Raw genomic sequence first — 21,260 nt, forward strand, 5'->3', positions numbered from 1 at the left:
GGGTCTGCGGATCGGCGCCGACGGGGCCGGGCCGATGACTTTCTCGTCCTGCACAAGTCCCCAGTACGCGCACATCCGAAAAATCCCCAACGACGTGGAGACCACTCATGCCAGGCGCCATATACGCCGAAGGCCTGGTGAAGACCTTCGGTGACGTAAGGGCTCTGGACGGCGTCGACCTCGATGTCCCGGAAGGCACCGTGCTCGGTCTGCTCGGGCCGAACGGCGCGGGCAAGACGACCGCGGTCCGCTGTCTGACGACCCTGCTGCGCCCCGACAGCGGCAAGGCCGTTGTCGCGGGCATCGACGTGGTCAAGGACCCCGACGCGGTACGGCGCAGGGTCGGCCTCTCCGGACAGTTCGCGGCGGTCGACGAGTACCTGACCGGCCGCGAGAACCTCCAGATGGTCGGTCAGCTGTACCAGATGAAGGCGAAGGCGGCGAAGGTCCGCGCGGCCGAGCTCCTGGAGCAGTTCAACCTCGCCGACGCCGCCGACCGCACCGCCAAGACGTACTCGGGCGGTATGCGCCGCCGTCTCGACCTGGCGGCGGCCCTGGTCGTGTCGCCCCCGGTGATGTTCATGGACGAGCCGACGACCGGCCTCGACCCGCGCAACCGCCAGCAGCTGTGGGACGTCATCAAGCAGCTGGTCTCCGGCGGTACGACGCTGCTGCTGACGACCCAGTACCTCGAAGAGGCCGACCACCTCGCGCACGACATCTGCGTGGTCGACCACGGCCGCGTCATCGCCCGCGGCACCGCCGACGAGCTCAAGGCGCAGACCGGTGGCGAGCGCGTCGAGGTCGTCGTGCACGAGCGCGAACACATGGAGACCGCCTCCGAGGTGCTGCGCGGCTTCGGCAAGGGCGAGACCACGGTCGAGGAGCACACCCGCAAGCTCACCGTGCCCGTCACCGGCGGCGCGAAGCTCCTCGCGGAGGTGATCCGCGAGCTGGACACCCGCGGCATCGAGATCGACGACATCGGCCTGCGCCGCCCCACCCTCGACGACGTCTTCCTCTCCCTCACCGGCCATGTGGCCGAGGAGAAGGCCGAGGAGAACGGAGGGCCGGCGGGCGCCCTGGCCGGCAAGGGCAAGGAAGCCCGGACCGGCAAGAGCAAGAAGGAGGCGACCAAGTGAGCGCCGTCAGCGACGCCGTACAGGTCGCGGTGCCCTCGAACCCGATCACCCAGTCCATCCGGGATTCCCTGGTCATCGCCAAGCGGAACCTGATCAGGATGTCACGCATTCCCGAGATGGTGATCTTCGGACTGATCCAGCCGATCATGTTCGTGGTGCTGTTCACCTATGTCTTCGGCGGGTCCATGAAGATCGGCGGCAGCACCAGCGCCGAGGCGTACACCAACTTCCTGATGGCGGGCATCTTCGCGCAGACGGTCACCTTCGCCACCGCGGGCGCCGGCGCGGGCATCGCCGACGACATGCACAAGGGCCTCATCGACCGCTTCCGGTCCCTGCCCATGGCGCGCGGAGCGGTGCTGACCGGCCGCACCCTGGCCGACCTCGTGCAGACCGCGCTGACCCTGCTCGTCCTCGCGATCGTCGCCCTGATGGTCGGCTGGCGGGTCGGCACGACCGGCAGCACCGACGCGCTCCGTGTCCTCGGCGCCTTCGGGCTGCTGCTTCTGCTGGGGTACGCGTTCACCTGGATCGGCGCGCTCATCGGCCTGTCCGTGCGGACGCCCGAGGCGGCCACCTCCGGCGGGCTGATCTGGCTCTTCCCGGTCACGTTCATCTCGAACGCGTTCGTGGACACCGCCAACATGACGCCCTGGCTGCGGCATGTCGCGGACTGGAACCCGTTCAGCGCCACCGTGCAGGCCTGCCGTGTGCTGTTCGCCAACCCCGGGGTGTCGGAATCCGAGGCCTGGCCCATGCGGCACTCGATCTGGGCCTCGGTGATCTACTCCGTCCTGATCGTCCTGATCTTCCGGACGCTCGCGGTCCGCAAGTACCGCTCGGCGACGGCGTGACGCGCACATCGCCCCGGGCGTCGACGCGGACGCAGACGTAGACCCGGGCGTCGACGCGGATACGACGATGCCCCCGGCCGGCGGCCGGGGGCATCGTCTTCGCCGGTCCTGGGCTCAGCCCTGGTACGGCACGGCCTTGAGGATCTTCACCGAGGCGAGCTTGCCGTTCGGCAGCTCGTACTGGGCGTCCTCGCCGACCTTCTTGCCGTTCACACCGGAGCCCAGCGGGGACTGCGGGGAGTACGTCTCGATGGCGGAGCTCGCGTATTCGCGTGAGCCGAGCAGGAAGTCCAGGGTGTCGTCCTCGTCGCCGTCGAAGGCGATGGTCACGACCATGCCCGGTGCGACCGCGCCGTCCGCCGCGGGAGCCTCGCCGACCTTGGCCTTCTCCAGGAGCTGAGTCAGCTGGCGCACTCGGAGCTCCTGCTTGCCCTGCTCTTCCTTGGCCGCGTGGTACCCGCCGTTCTCGCGCAGGTCGCCCTCCTCGCGCGCGGCCGCGATCTTGGCGGCGATCTCCGTGCGCGCAGGACCAGACAGGTACTCCAGCTCGGCCCTGAGCTGGTCGTACGCCTCCTGGGTCAGCCAGGTGACGTTCTCACTGGTCTGGGTCACAGGTGCTCCTCGTAGGTACTGGGAATACAAAGCATCGCCCTACCCTGAAGCATGTTCTCTCACGGGTGGGCGAAACCACGAGCCTAACAATTCAGCGGCTCGGAGGCGAGGACATAAGACATCAGAATTACATCGACGCAGGTCAGCTACCTGTTGCCGAGAGTGATGCCGGCCGGTGTCGATGCCGTCGGGCCAGGGGCGGCGATGCCGTTCAGCCCGTGTGGCAGCCGAGGAGTTCTGCCGTGGAGCCCCGGGCCGTCGTACGCAGGGTAACCACCTTGTCGAGGCGGGAGGCGCCCTGGTCGAAGCGGAAGTCGGCGCGGCCCACCTCGATGCCGTCGGCGCTCTGGGAACGCAACGTGCAGTAGCCGTTCGTACCCGAGTCCTTGTGCACCTCCAGGTGCACCTCGACCGCGCTGTCCGAGACCGCCTTGAAGGTGATCACCTGGGCGCTGATCCTGGTCCCGGCGATGTAGTCGTAGCCGAACCAGCCGATCAGGCCGATCAGGGCGACACCCAGAACGCTGCCGACGATCTTGAGCTTCCGGTCGGCGCGCTCGTCCGCGGAGCGGCCGTACCGGCCCTCGGGCAGCTGCGCGCTCGCCGTGCTCATGATCGTCCTCTCGGCTGGGGTCCGTGATGGGGACCCCGGAATTATTCGCCCCCCGATTCCGTCACTATAGAAGCCGCCCGAAGCGCTGATTCACGCCGGGCGCCGACAGCCGACGTACTCAGGCGACAGCCGACCGACCGAGGATTGAGTCTTGACTGACCAGCTGCGACTGATGGCCGTTCACGCCCACCCCGACGACGAGTCGAGCAAGGGCGCGGCCACCATGGCGAAGTACGTGTCCGAGGGGGTGGACGTGCTGGTCGTGACCTGCACGGGCGGGGAGCGCGGCTCCATCCTCAATCCCAAGCTTCAGGGCGACAAGTACATCGAGGAGCACATCCACGAGGTACGCAAGAAGGAGATGGACGAGGCCCGCGAGATCCTCGGCGTCAAGCAGGAGTGGCTCGGCTTCGTCGACTCGGGCCTGCCCGAGGGCGACCCGCTGCCCCCGCTCCCCGAGGGCTGCTTCGCCCTGGAGGACATCGACAAGGCGGCCGGCGAGCTCGTCAAGCAGATCCGCTCGTTCCGCCCGCAGGTGATCACCACGTACGACGAGAACGGTGGCTACCCGCACCCCGACCACATCATGACCCACCAGATCTCGATGGTGGCGTTCGAGGGTGCCTCGGACACCGAGAAGTACCCGGAGTCCGAGTTCGGACCGGCGTTCCAGCCGCAGAAGCTCTACTACAACCAGGGCTTCAACCGCCCGCGCACCGAGGCGCTGCACCACGCGCTCCTGGACCGCGGAATGGAGTCGCCGTACGGGGACTGGCTGAAGCGCTGGAGCGAGTTCCAGCGTGCCGAGCGCACGCTGACCACGCATGTTCCGTGCGCGGACTTCTTCGAGATCCGCGACAAGGCGCTGATCGCGCACGCCACGCAGATCGACCCCGACGGCGGCTGGTTCAAGGTCCCCATGGACATCCAGCGGGAGGTCTGGCCGACCGAGGAGTACGAGCTCGCCAAGTCCCTCGTCGATACATCCCTCCCCGAGGACGACCTCTTTGCGGGCATCCGCGACAATGCCTGACATGAGCGCAAGCCTGGCACTGACGCACCTCGTCCCCCTCGCCAAGGAGGTCGACGAGAACAAGGTCACCCCCGGCGTCCTCGGCTTCATCGTCTTCGCGGTGATGGCCCTGGCCGTCTGGGGCCTGATGAAGTCCATGAACCGCCACATGGGCAAGGTCACCTTCGAGCAGGACCCCGAGAACGGGCCGGAGGGCTCGGGCGGCGCGGACCGGTCCGTCCCCGGCGGGAAGCCCAGCCCCGCCAAGGGTTGAGCGCGCGCCCGCGGGGGTCTGGCCCCCGCGGGAGCTCCAGCCCCTGCGGGGTGCAGAACACCGGCACCGGCAAGAAGTCGGTCGCGGACGGTGCCGGGTCCCGCGGGAGCTCCAGCCCCTGCGGGGTGCCGGGCCCTGCGGGAGCTCGGCCCCTTCTCACGTCATCACGCTCACGCCCATCACGTCGCGTGCGTGGCGTCCCGGCACCATGCCCAGGCGCCAGGCCTGCCAGCCGGCGTCCAGGTCCACTCCCCGCTCCAGCAGCAGCTGGTACGCCTCGATGAAGTCGTCGAGGCGGCCGTCGCGGGTGGAGTGGCCGGCGCGCGCGAGCTGTGACAGTTCCTCCTGGGCCACCGCGGCGCCCACCTCGTGGCCGCCCGGGGCCGCGTACGGGAGCAGGGTGCAGCGCAGGAAGCGGGCCCAGTCCTCCCCGCGACGGTCGCCGTACGAGGCGAACAGGCCGAGGGCCTCCTCGCACAAGGACAGCGCCTGCTGGGTACGGGCGTTGCCGGCGTCGACGACGGCGAGCTCCAGGCAGGTCCACGCCTCGCCGTGCGCCACCCCGATGCGCTGGAAGTCCGCGCGGGCGTCGACGAGGAGCTGACGGGCGAAGCCCGAGTTCCGCAGCGAGCCCGTCTGCGCGGCACGCTGGTCGCGGGTCACGCGGGCCGAGTGGTGGCGCGCGCAGGCCAGGCCGTAGACGTCCCGCATACGGGAGAACATCGTCCGGGAACGCTCCAGCTCGCGCACGGCCTGGTCCAGGTTGCCGGTCTCCTCCAAAGCCTGGCCCAGGTAGTAGACAGTCCAGGCCTCACCACGCGCGTCCTCGTTCTCACGGTGCCGGGAGGCCGCCTGGCGCAGCCCGTCGACCGCGGAGGACGGGTCGCCCTCGACGAGCCGGGCGCGGGCCAGCTGCGTGAGCGCCCAGGCCTCGCCGCGGGCGTCGCGCGTACGGCCGTACAGGTCGAGCGCCTCGCGCAGTTCACGCTCGGCGCGCGGCACGTCGCCCATGCGCAGTCCCAGCTGGCCGAGCTGGAAGTGGGCCCAGGCCTCGCCGTGCACCGAGCCGCTCTCGCGGTGCAGGACCAGGGCCTCGGTGAGGAGGCCGAGGGCCTGGACGAGCCGGGATCTGTCGCGTTCCACCGCCGCCAGCGCGTGCATCGTCCAGGCGCGGTCGGCCGCCAGCTCGGGTGCGGCCTGGAGGTCCATGGCCTCCTGGAGCCTGGCCGTCGCCTCGATGAGGTTGCCCTGGTGGTGCAGCGTGATGCCGAGGGAACACAGCGCCCTGGCCGCCCCCGCGTCGTGGTGGGCCTCGAAATAGAGGTCCACCACCGCCGCCAGGGTCGTCCGCGCCTTGTCCAGCTCGCCCAGCTGGCGGGCCGCGATACCGGTGCGCCACTGCACCGAGCGGACGAGGAGGCCCTGGTCGACCGCCTGGGTCAGCTCGCTGATCTCGCCCAGCCGGTAGAGGTCACCGCGCAGCAGGCAGTAGTCGCACAGGGCGCCGAGCAGGTTCAGCACCGCCGCCTGGTCCACCCCCTCCGCGTGCCGCAGCGCCGCCGTGATGAAGCTCGACTCGTCGTCCAGCCAGCGGAGCGCGGCATCCAGGGAGGTGAAGCCGTGCGGCCCGAACTGGTCGGCGCGCGTAGACGTCTTGCCGTCCACCAATCGGATCACCGAGTCGGCGAGTTCCGCGTAGTTCACGATCAGGCGCTCCTGCGCCGCCGTGCGCTCCGACGGTTCCTCCTCGTCGAGGAGACGGGCCGCGGCGAACGTCCGCACGAGGTCGTGCAGGCGATAGCGGCTGCCGCGCACGTGGTCGATCAGGCCCGCCCGGGAGAGGGCGGTCAGATGGCGGACGGCCTCGGGTTCGTCCGTCGCGAGGAGGGACGCCGCCGCTGCCGCGCCCAGCGAGGCACGACCGGCCAGGGCCAGCCGGCGCAGCAGCCGGCGCGTCATGTCCGACTGGTCCGTGTAGCGCAGCCACAGCACCCGCTCGACGGGTTCCACGGGGCCGTAGGCCGCGAGGTCGGTGGCGAGTCCGCGCGGGGTGCGCGGGCCGAGCGAGGAGCCGGCGACGCGCAGGGCCAGCGGCAGCCCGCCGCACAACTCCCGTATCCGGTCGGTTGATTCGGCGTCGTACGGACCGGACGCGTCCTGCGCCGCCGCGGTCAGCAACTCCTCGGAGCCCGCCGCGTCCAGCGCCTCGACGGGGAGCTGGTGCACCCAGGCGGGGAGGTCGGCGGGCAGGTCGAGGGGACCCCGCGCGGTGACCAGGACCAGGCTCTCCGAGCGCTCGGGGACCAGGGTGCGCACCTGCTCGGCGTCGCTCGCGTCGTCCAGCACGATCGTCACGGGCAGGCCCGTCAGATGCTGGTGATACAGCTCGCTCAGACGTCTGACCTGCTGGTCCTGCGAGGAGCGCTCACGGAAGAGGAGCTGTTCGCGCGGGGCGCCGAGCCGGTTCAGCAGGTGGAGCAGCGCGTCGCGGGTGGTGAGCGGCGGGTCGTCCGGGCTGTCGCCCCGCAGGTCGACCACGCACGCGCCGCGGAACTGGTCCTTGAGGGCGTGCGCCGCCCGGACCGCGAGCGTGCTGCGGCCGGAGCCGGGCGCGCCGTGCAGCACCACGACCGTCGGCCTCGTCTCGGTGCTCGCCCGAGCCGCGTGCACCCACTGCGCGACCCGCGACAGCTCGGTCCGGCGCCCGGTGAACGGACCTTCCTGCTCCGGAAGTTGGCCGAAGGACTGCTCGAGCACACTGCGCCTGCGGGCCGCCGCGCTCTTGTCGGTGCGCCGCAGCTGGGGCGCACCCTTCTTGGCGCCGGTGGAGGCGGTGAGCACCCGCTGCTGGTCGAGGAACGGGCGGACGCCCCGCACTTCCAGGGCCGTCAGCCACTGGAGGCGCAGTTGCTCGGGGCCGCCGGGCTGCGCCAGGGCTCCGGCCCGGCGGCTCGCGGCCGGCACGTGCGAGGCCGTCACCTTGAGGACGGTCGCCGCCGCGCCCGCCACGGCCACCGTCGCTCCGGTGCCGACGGCCGTCCCCGCGCCGGCGCCGAGGGCCAGGTCGGCGACGACGGCCGCGAGTGCACCAACAGCGGCCACCAGCAGGGGAGTTCCGGATCCCTCGCGCGCGAACCGCTGCCCGAAGGTCTGCCGTCCCGCCTGAGACTCGTCCAGCGCCCGTGCGTACGCCGTGTACTCCTCGGCGGCCGTCTCCGCCATCGCGTCGAGCGCGGCCCGCGTCCGCGACAGCAGCGCACCCCCGTCCACGCGCCCTCCGTAGCGGCGTACCTCCTCCTCGACGGCCCGGACCAACAGCCGCTCGGCCTCCGCCCGATGGCTGTCCCGCATGTCACGTCCCCCTCCGGCAGCAACTCCCTGGCCTATGAGTGTCCTTCGGGGAGGACGCGAGCGCGAGAGGGCCGTCGATCAATCCCGTGGATCACATCGTCCGACCGGCGTGGTGTCCGCTCCTTCAGGGGTACGGGACCCGCCCTGTCCCTCGCGTGAGGCACACCCCCGGAGAGGGCGGGGAAGACACACGCGCGGGCGGGCGCCGCCTCCGCCACCGCCCGGAGCAGGGCTTGGAGGAGAGGGCGCCCGGCTGCGCGTTCGTGCGCGGATCCCGGGCCCTCCTCGACCGGTACGGCCACCCTCGTGAAGATGCCCCCGCAGGGGCACGCCCGGTGCACCTGCGCTTCTACGCCGTCCCGGACGCCGTGGGAGAGTGGCAGGGTGAACCGACTGGCCCATGAGACGTCCCCGTATCTGCTCCAGCACGCCGACAACCCCGTCGACTGGTGGCCGTGGTCGGCCGAGGCCTTCGACGAGGCCCGCAGAAGCAACCGACCCGTTCTGCTGAGCGTCGGGTACAGCAGCTGTCACTGGTGCCATGTCATGGCGCACGAATCCTTCGAGGACGACGCCACAGCCGCGTATCTGAACGACCACTTCGTCAGCATCAAGGTCGACCGGGAGGAGCGGCCGGACGTCGACGCCGTCTACATGGAGGCGGTGCAGGCGGCGACCGGGCAGGGCGGCTGGCCGATGACGGTGTTCCTCACGCCGGATGCCGAGCCCTTCTACTTCGGCACCTACTTCCCGCCCGAGCCACGGCACGGCATGGCGTCGTTCCGGCAGGTGCTGGAGGGCGTGGCCGCTGCCTGGACCGACCGGCGCGACGAGGTGTCCGAGGTCGCGGGGAAGATCACGCGGGATCTCGCCGAGCGGGAGATGTCCTTCGGGGACAGCCAGGTGCCGGGCGAGGAGGAGCTGGCCGCCGCACTGCTCGGACTCACCCGGGACTACGACGCCGCGCGCGGCGGGTTCGGCGGGGCGCCCAAGTTCCCGCCGTCCATGGTGATCGAGTTCCTGCTGCGTCACCACGCGCGGACCGGCTCCGAGGGCGCTCTCCAGATGGCCGTCGACACCTGCGAGCGGATGGCGCGCGGCGGCCTCTACGACCAGCTCGGCGGCGGCTTCGCCCGGTACTCCGTCGACCGCGAGTGGGTGATCCCGCACTTCGAAAAAATGCTCTACGACAACGCCCTGCTCTGCCGGGTCTACGCCCATCTCTGGCGGTCCACCGGGTCCGAGCTCGCCCGGCGGGTGGCTCTGGAGACCGCGGACTTCCTGGTGCGCGAACTCCGCACCGACGAGGGCGGGTTCGCCTCCGCGCTCGACGCGGACAGCGAAGACGGCACCGGCAGGCATGTCGAGGGCGCGTATTACGTATGGACGCCCGCGCAGCTGCGTGAGGTGCTCGGGGACGCGGACGCCGAACTCGCCGCCCAGCACTTCGGGGTCACCGAGGAGGGCACCTTCGAGGAGGGTGCGTCCGTACTGCAACTCCCGCAGCAGGAGGGCGTCTTCGATGCCGAGAAGGTCGCCTCCGTGCGGGAGCGGCTGCTGGCGGCACGGGCCGGGCGGCCCGCCCCCGGGCGGGACGACAAGGTGGTCGCCGCCTGGAACGGGCTCGCGGTGGCCGCCCTCGCGGAGACCGGAGCCTACTTCGACCGACCCGATCTGGTGGAGGCCGCGATCGGCGCCGCCGACCTCCTCGTACGGCTGCACATGGATGACCGGGCGCGCCTTGCCCGCACCAGCAAGGACGGCCGAGTCGGCGCCCACGCGGGGGTGCTGGAGGACTACGCGGATGTCGCCGAGGGCTTCCTCGCGCTGACGTCCGTGACCGGGGAAGGGGTCTGGCTGGAGTTCGCCGGGTTCCTGCTCGACCACGTCCTCGCGCAGTTCACGGACGACGAGTCGGGTGCGCTGTACGACACGGCGGCCGATGCCGAGCGGTTGATCCGCCGTCCGCAGGACCCGACCGACAACGCCACGCCCTCGGGGTGGAGCGCGGCGGCCGGAGCGCTGCTGTCGTATGCCGCCCAGACCGGCGCGGAGCCCCATCGCACCGCCGCCGAGCGGGCGCTCGGCGTGGTGAAGGCGCTCGGGCCGCGGGCGCCCCGTTTCATCGGGTGGGGGCTCGCGGTGGCCGAGGCGCTGCTCGACGGTCCCCGGGAGGTCGCGGTCGTGGGGGAGGGGAGCGATCCGGCCACAACGGCCTTGCGGCGTACGGCACTTCTGGGAACCGCGCCGGGTGTCGTCCTGGCGGTGGGAGCTCCGGAGAGTGACGAGCTGCCGCTGCTTTCCGGCCGCCCCCTGGTGGACGGCAAGCCTGCCGCGTACGTCTGCCGTAACTTCGCCTGCGACGCCCCGACGACCGATCCCGACCGGCTTCGCACGGCTCTGAACGGCCGAAAGACGTGACTACCAACCGGTTCAAACACCCCTAGAGCGCCGATTGTTCAGCAAGCCGACCGAGCGTGATGAAACACGCTCTTCACCAGAGGATTCTTTGCCCTTCACAGACCGCCCATAGTCTCTCCACGGTGTCGCGACAGGTGTAACGCACTGTCGCGACTGGGGGTTTTTGGGGATCTGGGGGGATCTGTTGCTCACGTCTGTCTTCATCGCTGCCGTTTCTCTGGCGCTCTTCTGGATGGCGGCCTTCACCCTGTGGTGGCAGATGCACGCGTGGCGTACGCCCGAAGTGCTCGCTTCCACCCGCTTCAGCAGTCCGGACGGGGGTGAGAGCCTGTCCTTCTCGCTGCTGCTGCCCGCACGGCACGAGCAGGCCGTGCTCGACCACACCATCCAGCGACTGCTGGAATCCAGCCACACCGACTTCGAGATCATCGTCATCGTGGGGCACGACGACCCGGAGACCACCGAGGTGGCCCGGAGTGCCGAGGCACGCGATCCGCGTGTCCGGGTCGTCGTCGACCACCACGAGAAGAAGAACAAGCCGAAGGCCATGAACACGGCCCTGCCGCACTGCCGCGGCGATGTGGTCGGGGTCTTCGACGCCGAGGACCAGGTCCATCCGGAGCTGCTCGCCCATGTCGACCACGCGTTCCGCACGACGGACGCGGACGTCGTCCAGGGCGGGGTGCAGCTCATCAACTTCAACTCCAGCTGGTACAGCCTGCGCAACTGCCTGGAGTACTTCTTCTGGTTCCGCTCGCGCCTTCATCTGCACGCGCAGAAAGGGTTCATCCCGCTCGGCGGCAACACCGTCTTCGTACGGACGAAGGTCCTGCGGGAGGCCGACGGCTGGGACCCCGACTGCCTCGCGGAGGACTGCGACCTCGGCGTACGGCTGTCCAGCGTCGGCAAGAAGGTCGTCGTCGCGTACGACTCCGACATGGTGACCAAGGAGGAGACACCCGGCTCCCTGATGTCGCTGCTCAAGCAGCGCACCCGGTGGAACCAGGGCTTCCTGCAGGTCTACCGCAAGCGCGACTGGAAGCAACTGCCGGGCTTCGGGCAGCGGTTGCTCGCCCGCTACACGCTGATGACGCCGTATCTCCAGGCGATCTCCGGGGTGATCATCCCGCTCAACGTCGCGGTCGCGCTCTTCCTGGACGTGCCCGTCGGGATCGCCTTCATCACGTTCCTGCCGGCCGTGACCGCTCTGGTCACCTTCGTGTTCGAGCTCGTCGGACTGCACGACTTCGGCAAGCAGTACGGGCTCCGGGTCCGCCCCGTGCACTACCTGAAGCTCGTCGTCGGCGGTCCCTTCTACCAGGTGCTGCTCGCGGGTGCCGCCGTGCGCGCCGTCTGGCGCGAGCAACGGGGCCGCAACGACTGGGAGTTGACCAGTCATGTCGGCGCGCATCTCACCGAAGTGATCCGAGAGGACGTTCCTGCGTGACCTCCACCCTTCCCGCGGCGACCACACCCACGGTCCCCGCGCAGCGGCCTCGTGCGCCCAAAACCGTCCCGACACCCCTTCCCGACTCGCGTTTTCGCGGCTCGCGCTCCGATCTGATCCTGTGCGCGGTGCTGCTCGCGGCGATCCTCGTCGTGCAGGGCTGGAACATCGCCGCCTACCCGACCCTCAGCGACGACGAGGGCACCTACCTCGCCCAGGCCTGGGCCGTCCAGCAGGGCAAGGGCCTGGCCCACTACACGTACTGGTACGACCATCCGCCGCTCGGCTGGATCCAGATAGCCCTGCTGACCTGGATACCCGCGCACATCAGCCCCTCGCTGATGACCGTCGGCTCGATGCGCTTCGCGATGCTCGTGGTCAGCGCGGTGAGCGCCGTTCTGCTGTACGTCCTCGCGCGCCGGCTGTCGCTGCCGCGGTGGGCGGCCGGTCTCGCGATGGTCCTCTTCGGGCTCTCCCCGCTCTCGGTCGTGCTCCAGCGGGAGATCTTCCTCGACAACATCGCGGTGATGTGGACGCTGCTCGCGTTCTGCCTGGCCGCGTCGCCGAGCCGTCATCTGTGGCACCACTTCGGCGCGGGCCTCGCGGCCGCCGCCGCCGTGCTGACCAAGGAGACGATGCTCGTCATCCTGCCCGCGCTGTTCGTCACGATGTGGCGGCACAGCCATCGCGACACCCGCAAGTTCGCGCTCACCGGCGCCGTCACCGCGTGCGTGCTGATCGGCGCCGCGTACCCGCTCTTCGCCCTGCTCAAGGGCGAGTTGTTCCCGGGCGGCGGACATGTCTCGCTCTGGGAGGGCATCACCTACCAGATGAGCCGCCCCGGCTCCGGGTTCATCCTGGGGGCAGGCACCGGCTCGTACGGGGTGCTCCACTCCTGGCTGTACTACGACCGGGTCCTGCCGCTCGGCGGACTCGCGGGCGCCCTGCTGCTCCTGGTCACCTTCCGCTGGTCGGTGACCGCGCGCGCCCTGGCCGGACCCGCGCTCACCGTGGCGATCCTCGCCCTGGTGGCCATGCGCCCGAACGGCTACCTGCCCGCGATGTACGTCATCCAGGCCCTTCCCTTCCTCGCCCTCGTCCTCGCCGGAGGCACCGCGAGCGTCGCCCACGCCGTGCTGCGCAGACGGCGGACCGAGGAGGAGCGGACGTATGTGACGTGGGGGCGGCGCGGGCTCGCGGCGGTGCTGCTGGTGGCCGCCGGCGCCTATGTCGTGCCCCATTGGTACGACGGTGACCGCACGGCCGTGACCGCCGACGCCAACGCCCCCTACCGGGCGGCCTCTTCCTGGCTGAGGACCGAGGTGAAGGACCCGCGGGACACCCGGGTCCTGGTCGACGACGCGCTCTGGCTCGACCTCGTGCACGACGGCTACCGGCCGGGCCTCGGCGCCATCTGGTTCTACAAGGCCGACCTCGACCCCGCGGTCACCAAGACGCTGCCGCGCGGCTGGAAGGACCTCGACTACGTGGTCGCGTCGCCGACCGTACGGCGCGACGCGGTCGACCTGCCCAACGTGAAGGCCGCGATCGAGCACTCCACCCCGGTCGCCACCTTCGGCAGGGGCGAGGACCGCATCGAGATCCGGCGGATCGGCGACTCCAACGACCGCAGCGCCACCAAGAACACCACCACCACCAACACGGCCCGTTCCGGAGGCAGTCGATGAGCAGCTTCGAGAGCACTGTCCCCGGTGAGCTGGGCGACCCGGCGGTACGCGGCGCCGAGGTCCCGGAGCCCGGCGCCGTGACCATCGTCGTACCGACCTTCAACGAGTCGGCGAACATAAGGGAGTTGCTGCACCAGATAACCGAGTCCGTACCGGCCCGGCTGCCCTGCGAGGTCGTCTTCGTGGACGACTCCACGGACGACACCCCCGAGGTGATCTCCGAGGCCGCCCGGGACTGCCCGTTCCCGGTGACCGTGCTGCACCGCGAGGTGCCCGAGGGCGGGCTCGGCGGCGCGGTCGTCGAGGGGCTGAAGGCGGCGAGCTCCCAGTGGATCGTCGTGATGGACGGGGACTGCCAGCATCCGCCGTCCCTGATACCGGAGTTGGTCGCTTCGGGGGAGCGTGCGAACGCGGGCCTCGTGGTCGCCAGCCGGTACATCAAGGGCGGCAGCCGGGAAGGGCTCGCGGGCGGCTACCGGATCGCGGTGTCGCGCGGCGCGACCTGGCTGACCAAGACGCTGTTCCCGCGCAAGCTGCGGGGCATCAGCGACCCGATGAGCGGGTTCTTCGCGATCCGCCGCAGCGCGGTCACCGCCGAGGTCCTGCAGCCGCTCGGCTACAAGATCCTGCTCGAACTGGCCGTGCGCAGCCGCCCCCGACAGGTCACCGAGGTGCCCTTCGTCTTCCAGGACCGCTTCGCCGGCGAGTCCAAGTCGAGCGCGCAGGAGGGTTTCCGGTTCCTGCGCCACCTCGTCGGGCTGCGCACAGCCTCGCCGGTGGCCCGCATGGTGGTCTTCGGGCTGATCGGCGCCACCGGCTTCGTGCCGAACCTGCTCGGCCTGTACGCGCTCACCGCCGCCGGACTGCACTACGTACCGGCGGAGATCCTCGCCAACCAGCTCGGCGTGGCCTGGAACTTCCTGCTCATCGAGCATCTGCTGTTCCGCGAGCGCCGCAGGCACCGCAGCCGGTGGGACCGGACGGGCCGGTTCGCGCTGCTCGCCAACGCCGATCTGGTGCTGCGCATCCCGCTGATCGCGTTCTTCGTCCACCAGTTCGGCATGGGTGCCCTGTCCGCCACGGCGCTGGCCCTGGTGACGACCTTCGTTCTGCGCTTCGCCGGGACCGAAGCGCTGGTCTATCTCCCGCGCCGCAGCAGCGAGAGCCGGCGTGGGAGCCGTACAGCGAGGAGTGCCGCGTGAAATTCCGGGTGAGACCACGACGGAGAACCGCCCTGCTGGCCGTGACGGGCCTCGCCGCCGGGCTGCTGCTCGTGTCACCGCAGCCCGCGTCGGCCGTCAACCTCGTCACCAACCCGGGCTTCGAGACCGCCGGTACGGACGGCATGCCGTCCTGCTGGGAGAAGTCCGGCTGGGGCGACAACGACTTCGGTTTCGCGACCGTGACCGACGCCCACTCCGGCTCCAAGGCCATGAAGGTCACGCTGACCCGCCGGGTCGACGGCGACCGCAAGGCGCTGATCACCGAGTCCACCGCGTGCGCGCCGGTGGTCACCGCGGGCAAGCAGTACGACCTCGGGCTCTACTACAGGACGACGACGCCCGACGCGGCGATCACGCTCTTCCGGCACGACACCACGGCGGGCTGGCAGTACTGGACCGACCTCAAGACCCTGGACATGGCGGCGGCCTGGACGCAGGCGACGGTGCGCACCCCGGCCGTCCCGGCGGGCACCGACCGCATCACCTGGGGCGTCTCCGTGTACGGCACGGGTTCGGCGACCACCGACGACTACACGATGGAACAGGTCTCCGATCCCATTCCGCCGGCCACCTGCACGGGCACGGCCGACGAGTGCGCGAACGGGAAGTGGACGGTCCTGCCCACGCAGAACCCGGTCCGTTCCATGCACTCCGTCGTGCTGAACAACGGCAAGGTGCTCTTGATCGCGGGCTCCGGGAACAGCGAGGAGAACTTCGACGCGGGCACGTTCACGTCGGCGGTGTACGACCCGGCGACCGGCTCGTACAAGGTGATCCCCACGCCCAAGGACATGTTCTGCGCCGGGCACGTCCAGCTCGCCGACGGGCGGGTGCTGGTGATGAGCGGCAACAAGGCGTTCCCGGTGGCGGGCGGGCACGGGTACGAAGGGTTCAAGGACTCGTACATCTTCGACCCGGTCACCGAGACGTACAGCAGGACGAACGACCTGAACGACGGCCACTGGTATCCGTCCGCCACCGAGCTGGGCAACGGCGACATCATCTCGTTCGGCGGTCTGCGCGAGGACTCGTCGGGTTCGGTGACCGCCGAGCGCTTCTCGAACGCACAGCAGCAGTGGCTGCCGCTGTGGCAGGTCAACCAGACGTGGTCGTTCTGGGGTCTGTACCCGTCGATGATCCTGATGCAGGACGGCCGGCTCTTCTACTCGGGCAGCCATGTCTTCGGCAACGGCACCCCGGGCACCGGCTCGGCGATCTACGACTACGACGCCAACACCACGACCGCGGTCCCCGGACTCCAGAACAAGGACCAGCGCGACCAGTCCGCGAGCGTGCTGCTGCCTCCCGCGCAGGACCAGAAGGTCCTGACCATCGGCGGCGGCAACATCGACTCGAACCCGGACGCGGGCCGGCTCACCGACATCATCGACCTGAAAGCCGCCAACCCCGCGTACACCGTCGGCCCGCAGATCCCGCAGGGCACGGTGGACCTCGGCAACGGCAAGGTCGCCCAGACCGGCAGCCAGGGCAAGATGTACGTCTCGGCGGTGCTGCTGCCCGACGGGAAGGTCCTGGAGACGGGCGGCGGACTGCACAACCGCGCCGATCCGGTCTTCGAGGCGTCGCTCTTCGACCCGGCGACCTCGACCTTCGACCCGGTGGCCGCCGACCCGGAGGCGCGCGGCTACCACTCCTCCGCGTTCCTGCTGCCCGACGGCCGCGTGATGGCCACCGGTGACAACCCGGGCAACGGCACCTGGAACCACAACGTGTCCATCTACACCCCGCCGTACCTCCTCAAGGGCACCCGCCCGACGATCACCTCGGTGATCGACAACGAGTGGGTGTACGGGGACACCCAGCGCATCACGGTCGACCGGCCCATCGTGAAGGCGGAGTTGATCCGGCCCGCCGCGGTGACGCACTCCTCCGATCCCAACCAGCGGTTCGTGGACCTGCCGCTGAGCGTGGACGGCGACAACGTCGACCTGAACGTGACGAGCAACCCCGACATGGCGCCGCCCGGCTGGTACATGCTCTTCGCGGTCGACGCCAACGGCGTTCCCTCGGTGGCCAAGTGGGTGCATCTCCAGGGCCCGTCCGCGCTCGCCACGGACACCGCCTCGGCGCATGTCCACTCCTTCGCCGACTCCCTGGCGGGCACCGTCACCGGGGCGGGCAAGAAGCGGACCTCGCAGAAGGTGTCCACCACCGTCTCCGGCTGCGACCGCCACTACGGCACGATCAACGTCTGTGTGCCGACGGTCTTCCCGGACGGTGTGAGGAAGACGACGGCCTCCCGCTGCGCCTGGCTGAAGAAGAACGACTACGGGCGCCTCAGGATCAACGGCAAGGACGATCCCCTCGGGCTCGACCCCAGCACGGACGGACTGGCCTGCGGGGCAAAGGATCTGATCAGACGTTAGAGGGCGGGACCTGAAGACGGATTCGGTCAGGTGAAGGATCCGGTCGGGCGCCGGACGTGGTCCGGCGCCGGCCCGTCAGCTCCCGAACTCCGCGAGGGCGCGCTCCACGACGGTCTCCAGCCGGTCGTGGTGCGCGCCCTTCCAGTAGGCGCGCCCGCACTCCGAGCACTGCGCGAAGACGTCGTACGACCGCTCGGTGCCGCTCTCCAGCTGGTCCGCGACCTGCTCCTTGGTGGCCGTGCGGAGCAGGCCGTTGCACGCGGTGCAGCGCGTCCAGGGTTTCAGCTCGGGAGCGAACCGGCCCAGGACGTCGCGGAGTTGGTCATCGGGCTGGGTGCTGTAGACGAAGCCGCCGGCCCACAGTTCGCGGCGCCGCAGCAGTCCGCGGTCGCGGCTGAGCAGCACCCGCCGCTCGGAAGCCGAACGGGCGGCGAGAGCCGGGTCGCCGATGTCGGTGGACTCGTACGCCGTGTCGACGCCGAGCAGCCGCATGCGGCGGGCGAGGGTGCCGAGGTGCACGTCGAGGAGGAAGCGCAACGGGGCGCCGGGGACCCGCTGCGGGCGTTCGACCGCGCGGACCCGCACGGACTCGCCGGCCGCCGGGATGTGCGAGAAGGGCACCTCGCGCCCGTCCACGACCAGGGCGCCGACCTCCGTCAGCGGGACGCCGAGCGACTCGACGACATGACCGAGGGTGGAGGAGCCGTCGGTGCCGACGGGGGTGACCTCGGCGCGGCGGGCGTGCGGGACGAACAGCCCCAGTTCGGGGGCGAATTCGATGTGGATCTCCGGTCCGTTCACGCGGTCAGGATGTCATGCGGGGGCGCCCCGGTCCTCCGGGTTTCGCGGCGGCAGACCGTGCTCCAGGACCTTCACGGTGCGCTCGACGAGATCGGCGAGGTCGTCCCCCTGGCCGGTCTCGGCCCAGTACAGGGAGGTCTCCATGAGACCGCCGATCAGGGACATCGCGAAGACCCGGACCTCCAGGCTGTCCGGGTCCCGGCCGGAGCGCTCGCCGATGGCCCGGCTCAGCAGCCGCCCGGTGACGGACATGCTCTCCATCATCCGGGAACGCACCGCGGGGACCTCGACCAGCAGCCGTGTCCGGAGCCGGGTGATCTCGGGGTCCTCGGAGCTGCTGACACCGATGGCCTTCCTGATCACATGGCGCAGGGACTCGAACCACGGCTCGTCCGCGGGACGCTCGCGCAGTTCCTTTTCCAGCAGCGGGTCGTACTCGTCCGTGAGGACGATGTCCTCCTTGGTCGGGAAGTAGCGGAACACCGTGGACGGGGAGACCTCGGCCGCCTCCGCGATCTGCTCGATCGTCGTCGCGTCGTATCCCTGCTCCGCGATCAGCCGGTACGTCGCCTCGCGGATCGCGATGCGGGTCTTGATCTTCTTCCGCTCGCGGAGCCCTGGCTGGGGCTCCGCGGCGGGAGGGGAACTCTGTGCGGTGGCGGCCATGGTCCTCATTGTCCGGCATCGGCGGGGGCCGGGGCCATGTCGGTGTCCTCCTTCAGTACGGGGATGGGCTGTCCATGGCCCGGCAGCAGCGCCGCCGCCAGCAGCGCGGTGACCAGCGCGGCGATCCCGCTGACCAGCAGGACCAGGTCCATGCCATGGATGTACGCGGCGTTCGCTTACGACGAGCAGTGCCACCGGCAAACCGTAAGGGCCCTGACCTTCTGGCCGAGGGTGAATGCGGGGTCCTGCGGAGCAGGGCAGGGAAAGCCGTTACGCCTCCTGGGCGGATCGGCGTTCGCCCCTCTCTGCCGCTCGTCGTACGACAGCGATCAGCCAGGAGTTCAGGGAGCGGTCGTCGGCTGCGGCTGCGGCTACAGCCATTTCGTGCACGTCGTCGGGGAGTCGTAGGTTCACGTGTTTCGTCATGGTCCCATCATGGCATTGGTCCTATAGTGGTGCTATCTTGACGCCATGCAGCTCCGGTACAACGTGCGGATGTACCCCACGCCGGGCCAGCGGCAGGCGCTGGCCCGGACGTTCGGGTGCGCGCGAGTTGTGTTCAACGATGCGCTCGCCGTGCGCCGTGCCGCTCATGCCGAAGGCCTGCCGTTCCCGAAGTCCGGGGATCTGGCCAAACGGCTCATCACACAGGCCAAACAGACCCCCGAGCGGGCCTGGCTGGCGGACGCCCCAGTCGGGGTGATGCAGCAGGCCCTGCGTGATCTGGACACCGCGTACCGCAACTTCTTCGATTCCCTGTCCGGCAAGCGCAAGGGTGCCAGGATCGGCGAGCCGCGGTTCCGCTCGCGCCGGGACAACAGGCAGACCGCTCGGTACACCCGCTCGGACCGCTGGGCCGTCACACCGGGCTGCAAGCTGCGCCTGCCGAAGGTCGGCGAGGTCCGGGTCCGCTGGTCCCGCGAACTCCCGTCCGACCCATCCTCGGTGACCGTCATCAAGGATGCGTCCGGCCGGTACTTCGCCTCGTTCGTCGTGGAGACCGACGGCCGCAAGGTCACCGCCCCGAAGTTCTTCCGCCGTGCGGAGAAGAAGCTCCGTAAAGCGCAGCAGGACCTCGCCCGCAAGGCCAAGGGGTCGGCGAACCGCAAGAAGGCCGTCGTGAAGGTGGCGCGGGCTCACGCCCGGGTGGCCGATGCCCGGCGGGACTTTCACCACAAGCTGTCCACGACGTTGATCCGCGAGAACCAAGCGGTACACGTCGAGGATCTGTGCGTGAAAGGTCTCGTCCGCACACGGCTCGCCAAAAGCGTGCACGATGCCGGCTGGTCGGCGTTCGTCGGCATGCTGGAGTACAAGGCCGCCCGGTACGGGCGCGTCTTCACCCGCGTGGACCGGTTCTTCCCGTCCTCGCAGCTCTGTTCCGCCTGCGGCTTCAAGGACGGGCCCAAGCCTCTTGCGGTCCGGGAATGGACCTGCACCGGCTGCGGCACCCTCCACGACCGCGATGTGAACGCCGCCCGCAACATCCGCACCGAAGGACACAAGGTCGCCGCCGGACAGGCGGAGACCCGAAACGCCCGTGGAGCGCAGGTAAGACCGGCACGCGTGCCGGCACAGCGCGCAACCCGCACCCCGGTGCGGAAGAAACAGGAACCCACCCGACGTGCCCGGCCGACCGGCCGTGTGCAGGCGGGAATCCCCGGCCTTTAAGCCGGGGAGGATGTCAAGTTGAGGATCGTCATGTCGAAGAAGTCGAAGCCGAGCACGAGCATGCTCGCGACCGGGGCCCCGACCCACCGGCAGCGGGCGTCGCGCCGAGCGATGCCGTCATGCGTGAGAGTCACGATGAAATAAAATTGACTATCAAAAGGCATTTACTGCCAATTTAGTGAGACTTTAGTTGGCGGAGTCGGTGGGTTGGCGCGGTTGACGGAGTCGGCGCGGTTGGCAGGGAGGGGTGTCATCGCGCCGGAAACGCGCAGTGGCCGCGGCTTGGAAGCCGCGGCCACTGAGGAAGGGGGAGTTGGGGGAGGTGTCAGCCGTGCTGGTAGGCCACCAGCGAGATGCCGACGTAGTGCACGATGAACGCGGCGAGGGTCAGGGAGTGGAAGACCTCGTGGAATCCGAACCAGCGCGGTGACGGGTTGGGCCGCTTGATTCCGTAGATCACCCCGCCCGCGCTGTAGAGCAGACCGCCGACGATCACCAGGACGAGGACGGCGATGCCGCCCGTGCGCATGAAGTCGGGCAGGAAGAAGACGGCCGCCCAGCCCATCGCGATGTAGCAGGGCGTGTAGAGCCAGCGCGGTGCGCCCACCCAGAACACCCGGAAGATGATGCCCGCCGCCGCGGCGGCCCAGATGCTCCACAGGAGCCACTGTCCCTTGGCCTCCGGCAGCAGCAGCATCGTCAGCGGGGTGTAGGTGCCCGCGATGATCAGGAAGATGTTCGCGTGGTCGAGTCTGCGCAGGATGCCGTCCATCCGCGGACTCCAGTCGCCGCGGTGGTAGAGGGCGCTCACCCCGAACAGGAGGCAGGCCGTCAGGGCGAAGACTCCGCAGGCGACGCGCCCGCGGGTCGAGTCCGCCAGGGCGGTGAGGACCAGTCCGGAGACGAGGGCGGCGGGGAACATGCCGAGGTGCAGCCAGCCGCGAAGCTTGGGCTTGATCTCTTCCGACAAGGAGTGCGCGACGGAGACGTGGCCGGCGGCCGGCGAGTCCGTGGGCGCGTCGGGGGCGGACGCAGTCATGGGCCGAATCGTACCTACGGAACCGTAGGTTACGCGTCAGTCCCGCGTAAGCGAACCGC

At 69.9% G+C, this 21,260-nt stretch carries 19 protein-coding genes; 10 read left to right on the forward strand and 9 right to left on the reverse strand.

What is annotated here, in order from left to right:
* Window positions 1-107 precede the first annotated feature (107 nt).
* Together N4G66_RS02290 and N4G66_RS02295 are read left to right on the forward strand one after the other, a co-directional pair.
* Complete coding sequence (locus N4G66_RS02290) at window positions 108-1,142, forward strand: ATP-binding cassette domain-containing protein (RefSeq protein ID WP_261702195.1); 1,035 nt, start codon at window positions 108-110, stop codon at window positions 1,140-1,142.
* Window positions 1,139-1,996, forward strand: a complete 858-nt coding sequence (locus N4G66_RS02295) for an ABC transporter permease (protein ID WP_261702196.1) — start codon at window positions 1,139-1,141, stop codon at window positions 1,994-1,996. Before N4G66_RS02290 ends, N4G66_RS02295 begins: the two co-directional genes overlap by 4 nt.
* 114 nt (window positions 1,997-2,110) lie before the next feature.
* Here the strand turns inward: N4G66_RS02295 and greA are convergent, their stop codons facing one another.
* Entirely contained in the window at window positions 2,111-2,608 is a 498-nt protein-coding gene (greA, locus tag N4G66_RS02300) for a transcription elongation factor GreA (RefSeq protein ID WP_261702197.1), read from the reverse strand.
* A 211-nt stretch (window positions 2,609-2,819) separates the two neighbouring features.
* Window positions 2,820-3,221: a DUF4307 domain-containing protein gene (locus tag N4G66_RS02305; protein ID WP_261702198.1), complete on the reverse strand. Its 402-nt coding sequence runs from the start codon at window positions 3,219-3,221 to the stop codon at window positions 2,820-2,822.
* A 151-nt stretch (window positions 3,222-3,372) separates the two neighbouring features.
* Here N4G66_RS02305 and mca point away from each other — a divergent pair, with 151 nt between their 5' ends.
* Together mca and N4G66_RS02315 are read left to right on the forward strand one after the other, a co-directional pair.
* Entirely contained in the window at window positions 3,373-4,254 is an 882-nt protein-coding gene (gene mca, locus N4G66_RS02310) for a mycothiol conjugate amidase Mca (RefSeq protein ID WP_261702199.1), read from the forward strand.
* Window positions 4,247-4,507, forward strand: a complete 261-nt coding sequence (locus tag N4G66_RS02315; protein ID WP_391858735.1) for a hypothetical protein — start codon at window positions 4,247-4,249, stop codon at window positions 4,505-4,507. The genes mca and N4G66_RS02315 overlap by 8 nt, the downstream gene beginning before the upstream one ends.
* Window positions 4,508-4,663: 156 nt before the next feature.
* Here N4G66_RS02315 and N4G66_RS02320 read toward each other — a convergent pair whose 3' ends face one another.
* On the reverse strand, window positions 4,664-7,858 hold the full coding sequence (locus N4G66_RS02320) for a tetratricopeptide repeat protein (protein ID WP_261702201.1): 3,195 nt from the start codon (window positions 7,856-7,858) through the stop codon (window positions 4,664-4,666).
* 384 nt (window positions 7,859-8,242) lie between these two features.
* On the opposite strand from N4G66_RS02320, the gene N4G66_RS02325 reads away from it, so the two are divergent.
* From N4G66_RS02325 to N4G66_RS02345, 5 genes are all read left to right on the forward strand, one after another.
* Window positions 8,243-10,279: a thioredoxin domain-containing protein gene (locus tag N4G66_RS02325; RefSeq protein ID WP_261702202.1), complete on the forward strand. Its 2,037-nt coding sequence runs from the start codon at window positions 8,243-8,245 to the stop codon at window positions 10,277-10,279.
* Window positions 10,280-10,463: 184 nt separating this feature from the next.
* A complete protein-coding gene (locus N4G66_RS02330) occupies window positions 10,464-11,726 on the forward strand; it encodes a glycosyltransferase (RefSeq protein ID WP_261702203.1) in 1,263 nt (420 codons plus the stop codon).
* On the forward strand, window positions 11,723-13,414 hold the full coding sequence (locus N4G66_RS02335) for an ArnT family glycosyltransferase (protein WP_261702204.1): 1,692 nt from the start codon (window positions 11,723-11,725) through the stop codon (window positions 13,412-13,414). Before N4G66_RS02330 ends, N4G66_RS02335 begins: the two co-directional genes overlap by 4 nt.
* Window positions 13,411-14,616 (forward strand): glycosyltransferase, encoded by a 1,206-nt coding sequence (locus N4G66_RS02340; RefSeq protein WP_261702205.1) that lies wholly within the window; start codon window positions 13,411-13,413, stop codon window positions 14,614-14,616. Before N4G66_RS02335 ends, N4G66_RS02340 begins: the two co-directional genes overlap by 4 nt.
* Window positions 14,617-14,759: 143 nt before the next feature.
* Window positions 14,760-17,024, forward strand: coding sequence for a galactose oxidase early set domain-containing protein (locus N4G66_RS02345; RefSeq protein ID WP_261702434.1), 2,265 nt, complete (start codon window positions 14,760-14,762; stop codon window positions 17,022-17,024).
* Between the two features lie 75 nt (window positions 17,025-17,099).
* On the opposite strand, the gene N4G66_RS02350 is transcribed toward N4G66_RS02345, so the two are convergent.
* The 4 genes from N4G66_RS02350 to N4G66_RS02365 all read right to left on the reverse strand — a co-directional run bounded on the left by N4G66_RS02350 (window position 17,100) and on the right by N4G66_RS02365 (window position 18,917).
* The gene (locus N4G66_RS02350; RefSeq protein WP_261702206.1) at window positions 17,100-17,825 is read right to left on the reverse strand and encodes a Mut7-C ubiquitin/RNAse domain-containing protein; all 726 of its coding nucleotides are present in this window, start codon (window positions 17,823-17,825) and stop codon (window positions 17,100-17,102) included.
* Window positions 17,826-17,837: 12 nt separating this feature from the next.
* Window positions 17,838-18,500, reverse strand: coding sequence for a TetR/AcrR family transcriptional regulator (locus tag N4G66_RS02355; protein ID WP_391858736.1), 663 nt, complete (start codon window positions 18,498-18,500; stop codon window positions 17,838-17,840).
* Window positions 18,497-18,643: a hypothetical protein gene (locus N4G66_RS02360; protein WP_261702208.1), complete on the reverse strand. Its 147-nt coding sequence runs from the start codon at window positions 18,641-18,643 to the stop codon at window positions 18,497-18,499. The genes N4G66_RS02355 and N4G66_RS02360 overlap by 4 nt, the downstream gene beginning before the upstream one ends.
* A 118-nt stretch (window positions 18,644-18,761) precedes the next feature.
* A complete protein-coding gene (locus N4G66_RS02365; protein ID WP_261702209.1) occupies window positions 18,762-18,917 on the reverse strand; it encodes an Arc family DNA-binding protein in 156 nt (51 codons plus the stop codon).
* Window positions 18,918-18,962: 45 nt separating this feature from the next.
* Here N4G66_RS02365 and N4G66_RS02370 point away from each other — a divergent pair, with 45 nt between their 5' ends.
* Window positions 18,963-20,162: an RNA-guided endonuclease InsQ/TnpB family protein gene (locus N4G66_RS02370; RefSeq protein ID WP_261702210.1), complete on the forward strand. Its 1,200-nt coding sequence runs from the start codon at window positions 18,963-18,965 to the stop codon at window positions 20,160-20,162.
* Here N4G66_RS02370 and N4G66_RS02375 read toward each other — a convergent pair.
* Both N4G66_RS02375 and trhA read right to left on the reverse strand, forming a co-directional pair.
* Window positions 20,159-20,296: a hypothetical protein gene (locus N4G66_RS02375; protein ID WP_261702211.1), complete on the reverse strand. Its 138-nt coding sequence runs from the start codon at window positions 20,294-20,296 to the stop codon at window positions 20,159-20,161. The genes N4G66_RS02370 and N4G66_RS02375 overlap by 4 nt on opposite strands.
* 191 nt (window positions 20,297-20,487) lie before the next feature.
* Window positions 20,488-21,201 (reverse strand): PAQR family membrane homeostasis protein TrhA, encoded by a 714-nt coding sequence (gene trhA, locus N4G66_RS02380; RefSeq protein ID WP_261702212.1) that lies wholly within the window; start codon window positions 21,199-21,201, stop codon window positions 20,488-20,490.
* Window positions 21,202-21,260 lie beyond the last annotated feature (59 nt).

This window comes from Streptomyces rhizosphaerihabitans, assembly GCF_025399795.1.
GTDB lineage: Bacteria > Actinomycetota > Actinomycetes > Streptomycetales > Streptomycetaceae > Streptomyces > Streptomyces rhizosphaerihabitans.

Coding starts and splice junctions, on each gene's coding strand:
- N4G66_RS02290 (WP_261702195.1), top strand. CDS start 108: ATGCCAGGCGCCATATACGCCGAAGGCCTGGTGAAGACCTTCGGTGAC.
- N4G66_RS02305 (WP_261702198.1), bottom strand. CDS start 3,221: ATGAGCACGGCGAGCGCGCAGCTGCCCGAGGGCCGGTACGGCCGCTCC.
- N4G66_RS02315 (WP_391858735.1), top strand. CDS start 4,247: ATGCCTGACATGAGCGCAAGCCTGGCACTGACGCACCTCGTCCCCCTC.
- N4G66_RS02320 (WP_261702201.1), bottom strand. CDS start 7,858: ATGCGGGACAGCCATCGGGCGGAGGCCGAGCGGCTGTTGGTCCGGGCC.
- N4G66_RS02340 (WP_261702205.1), top strand. CDS start 13,411: ATGAGCAGCTTCGAGAGCACTGTCCCCGGTGAGCTGGGCGACCCGGCG.
- N4G66_RS02345 (WP_261702434.1), top strand. CDS start 14,760: ATGCCGTCCTGCTGGGAGAAGTCCGGCTGGGGCGACAACGACTTCGGT.
- N4G66_RS02355 (WP_391858736.1), bottom strand. CDS start 18,500: ATGAGGACCATGGCCGCCACCGCACAGAGTTCCCCTCCCGCCGCGGAG.
- N4G66_RS02360 (WP_261702208.1), bottom strand. CDS start 18,643: ATGGACCTGGTCCTGCTGGTCAGCGGGATCGCCGCGCTGGTCACCGCG.
- N4G66_RS02365 (WP_261702209.1), bottom strand. CDS start 18,917: ATGACGAAACACGTGAACCTACGACTCCCCGACGACGTGCACGAAATG.
- N4G66_RS02370 (WP_261702210.1), top strand. CDS start 18,963: ATGCAGCTCCGGTACAACGTGCGGATGTACCCCACGCCGGGCCAGCGG.
- trhA (WP_261702212.1), bottom strand. CDS start 21,201: ATGACTGCGTCCGCCCCCGACGCGCCCACGGACTCGCCGGCCGCCGGC.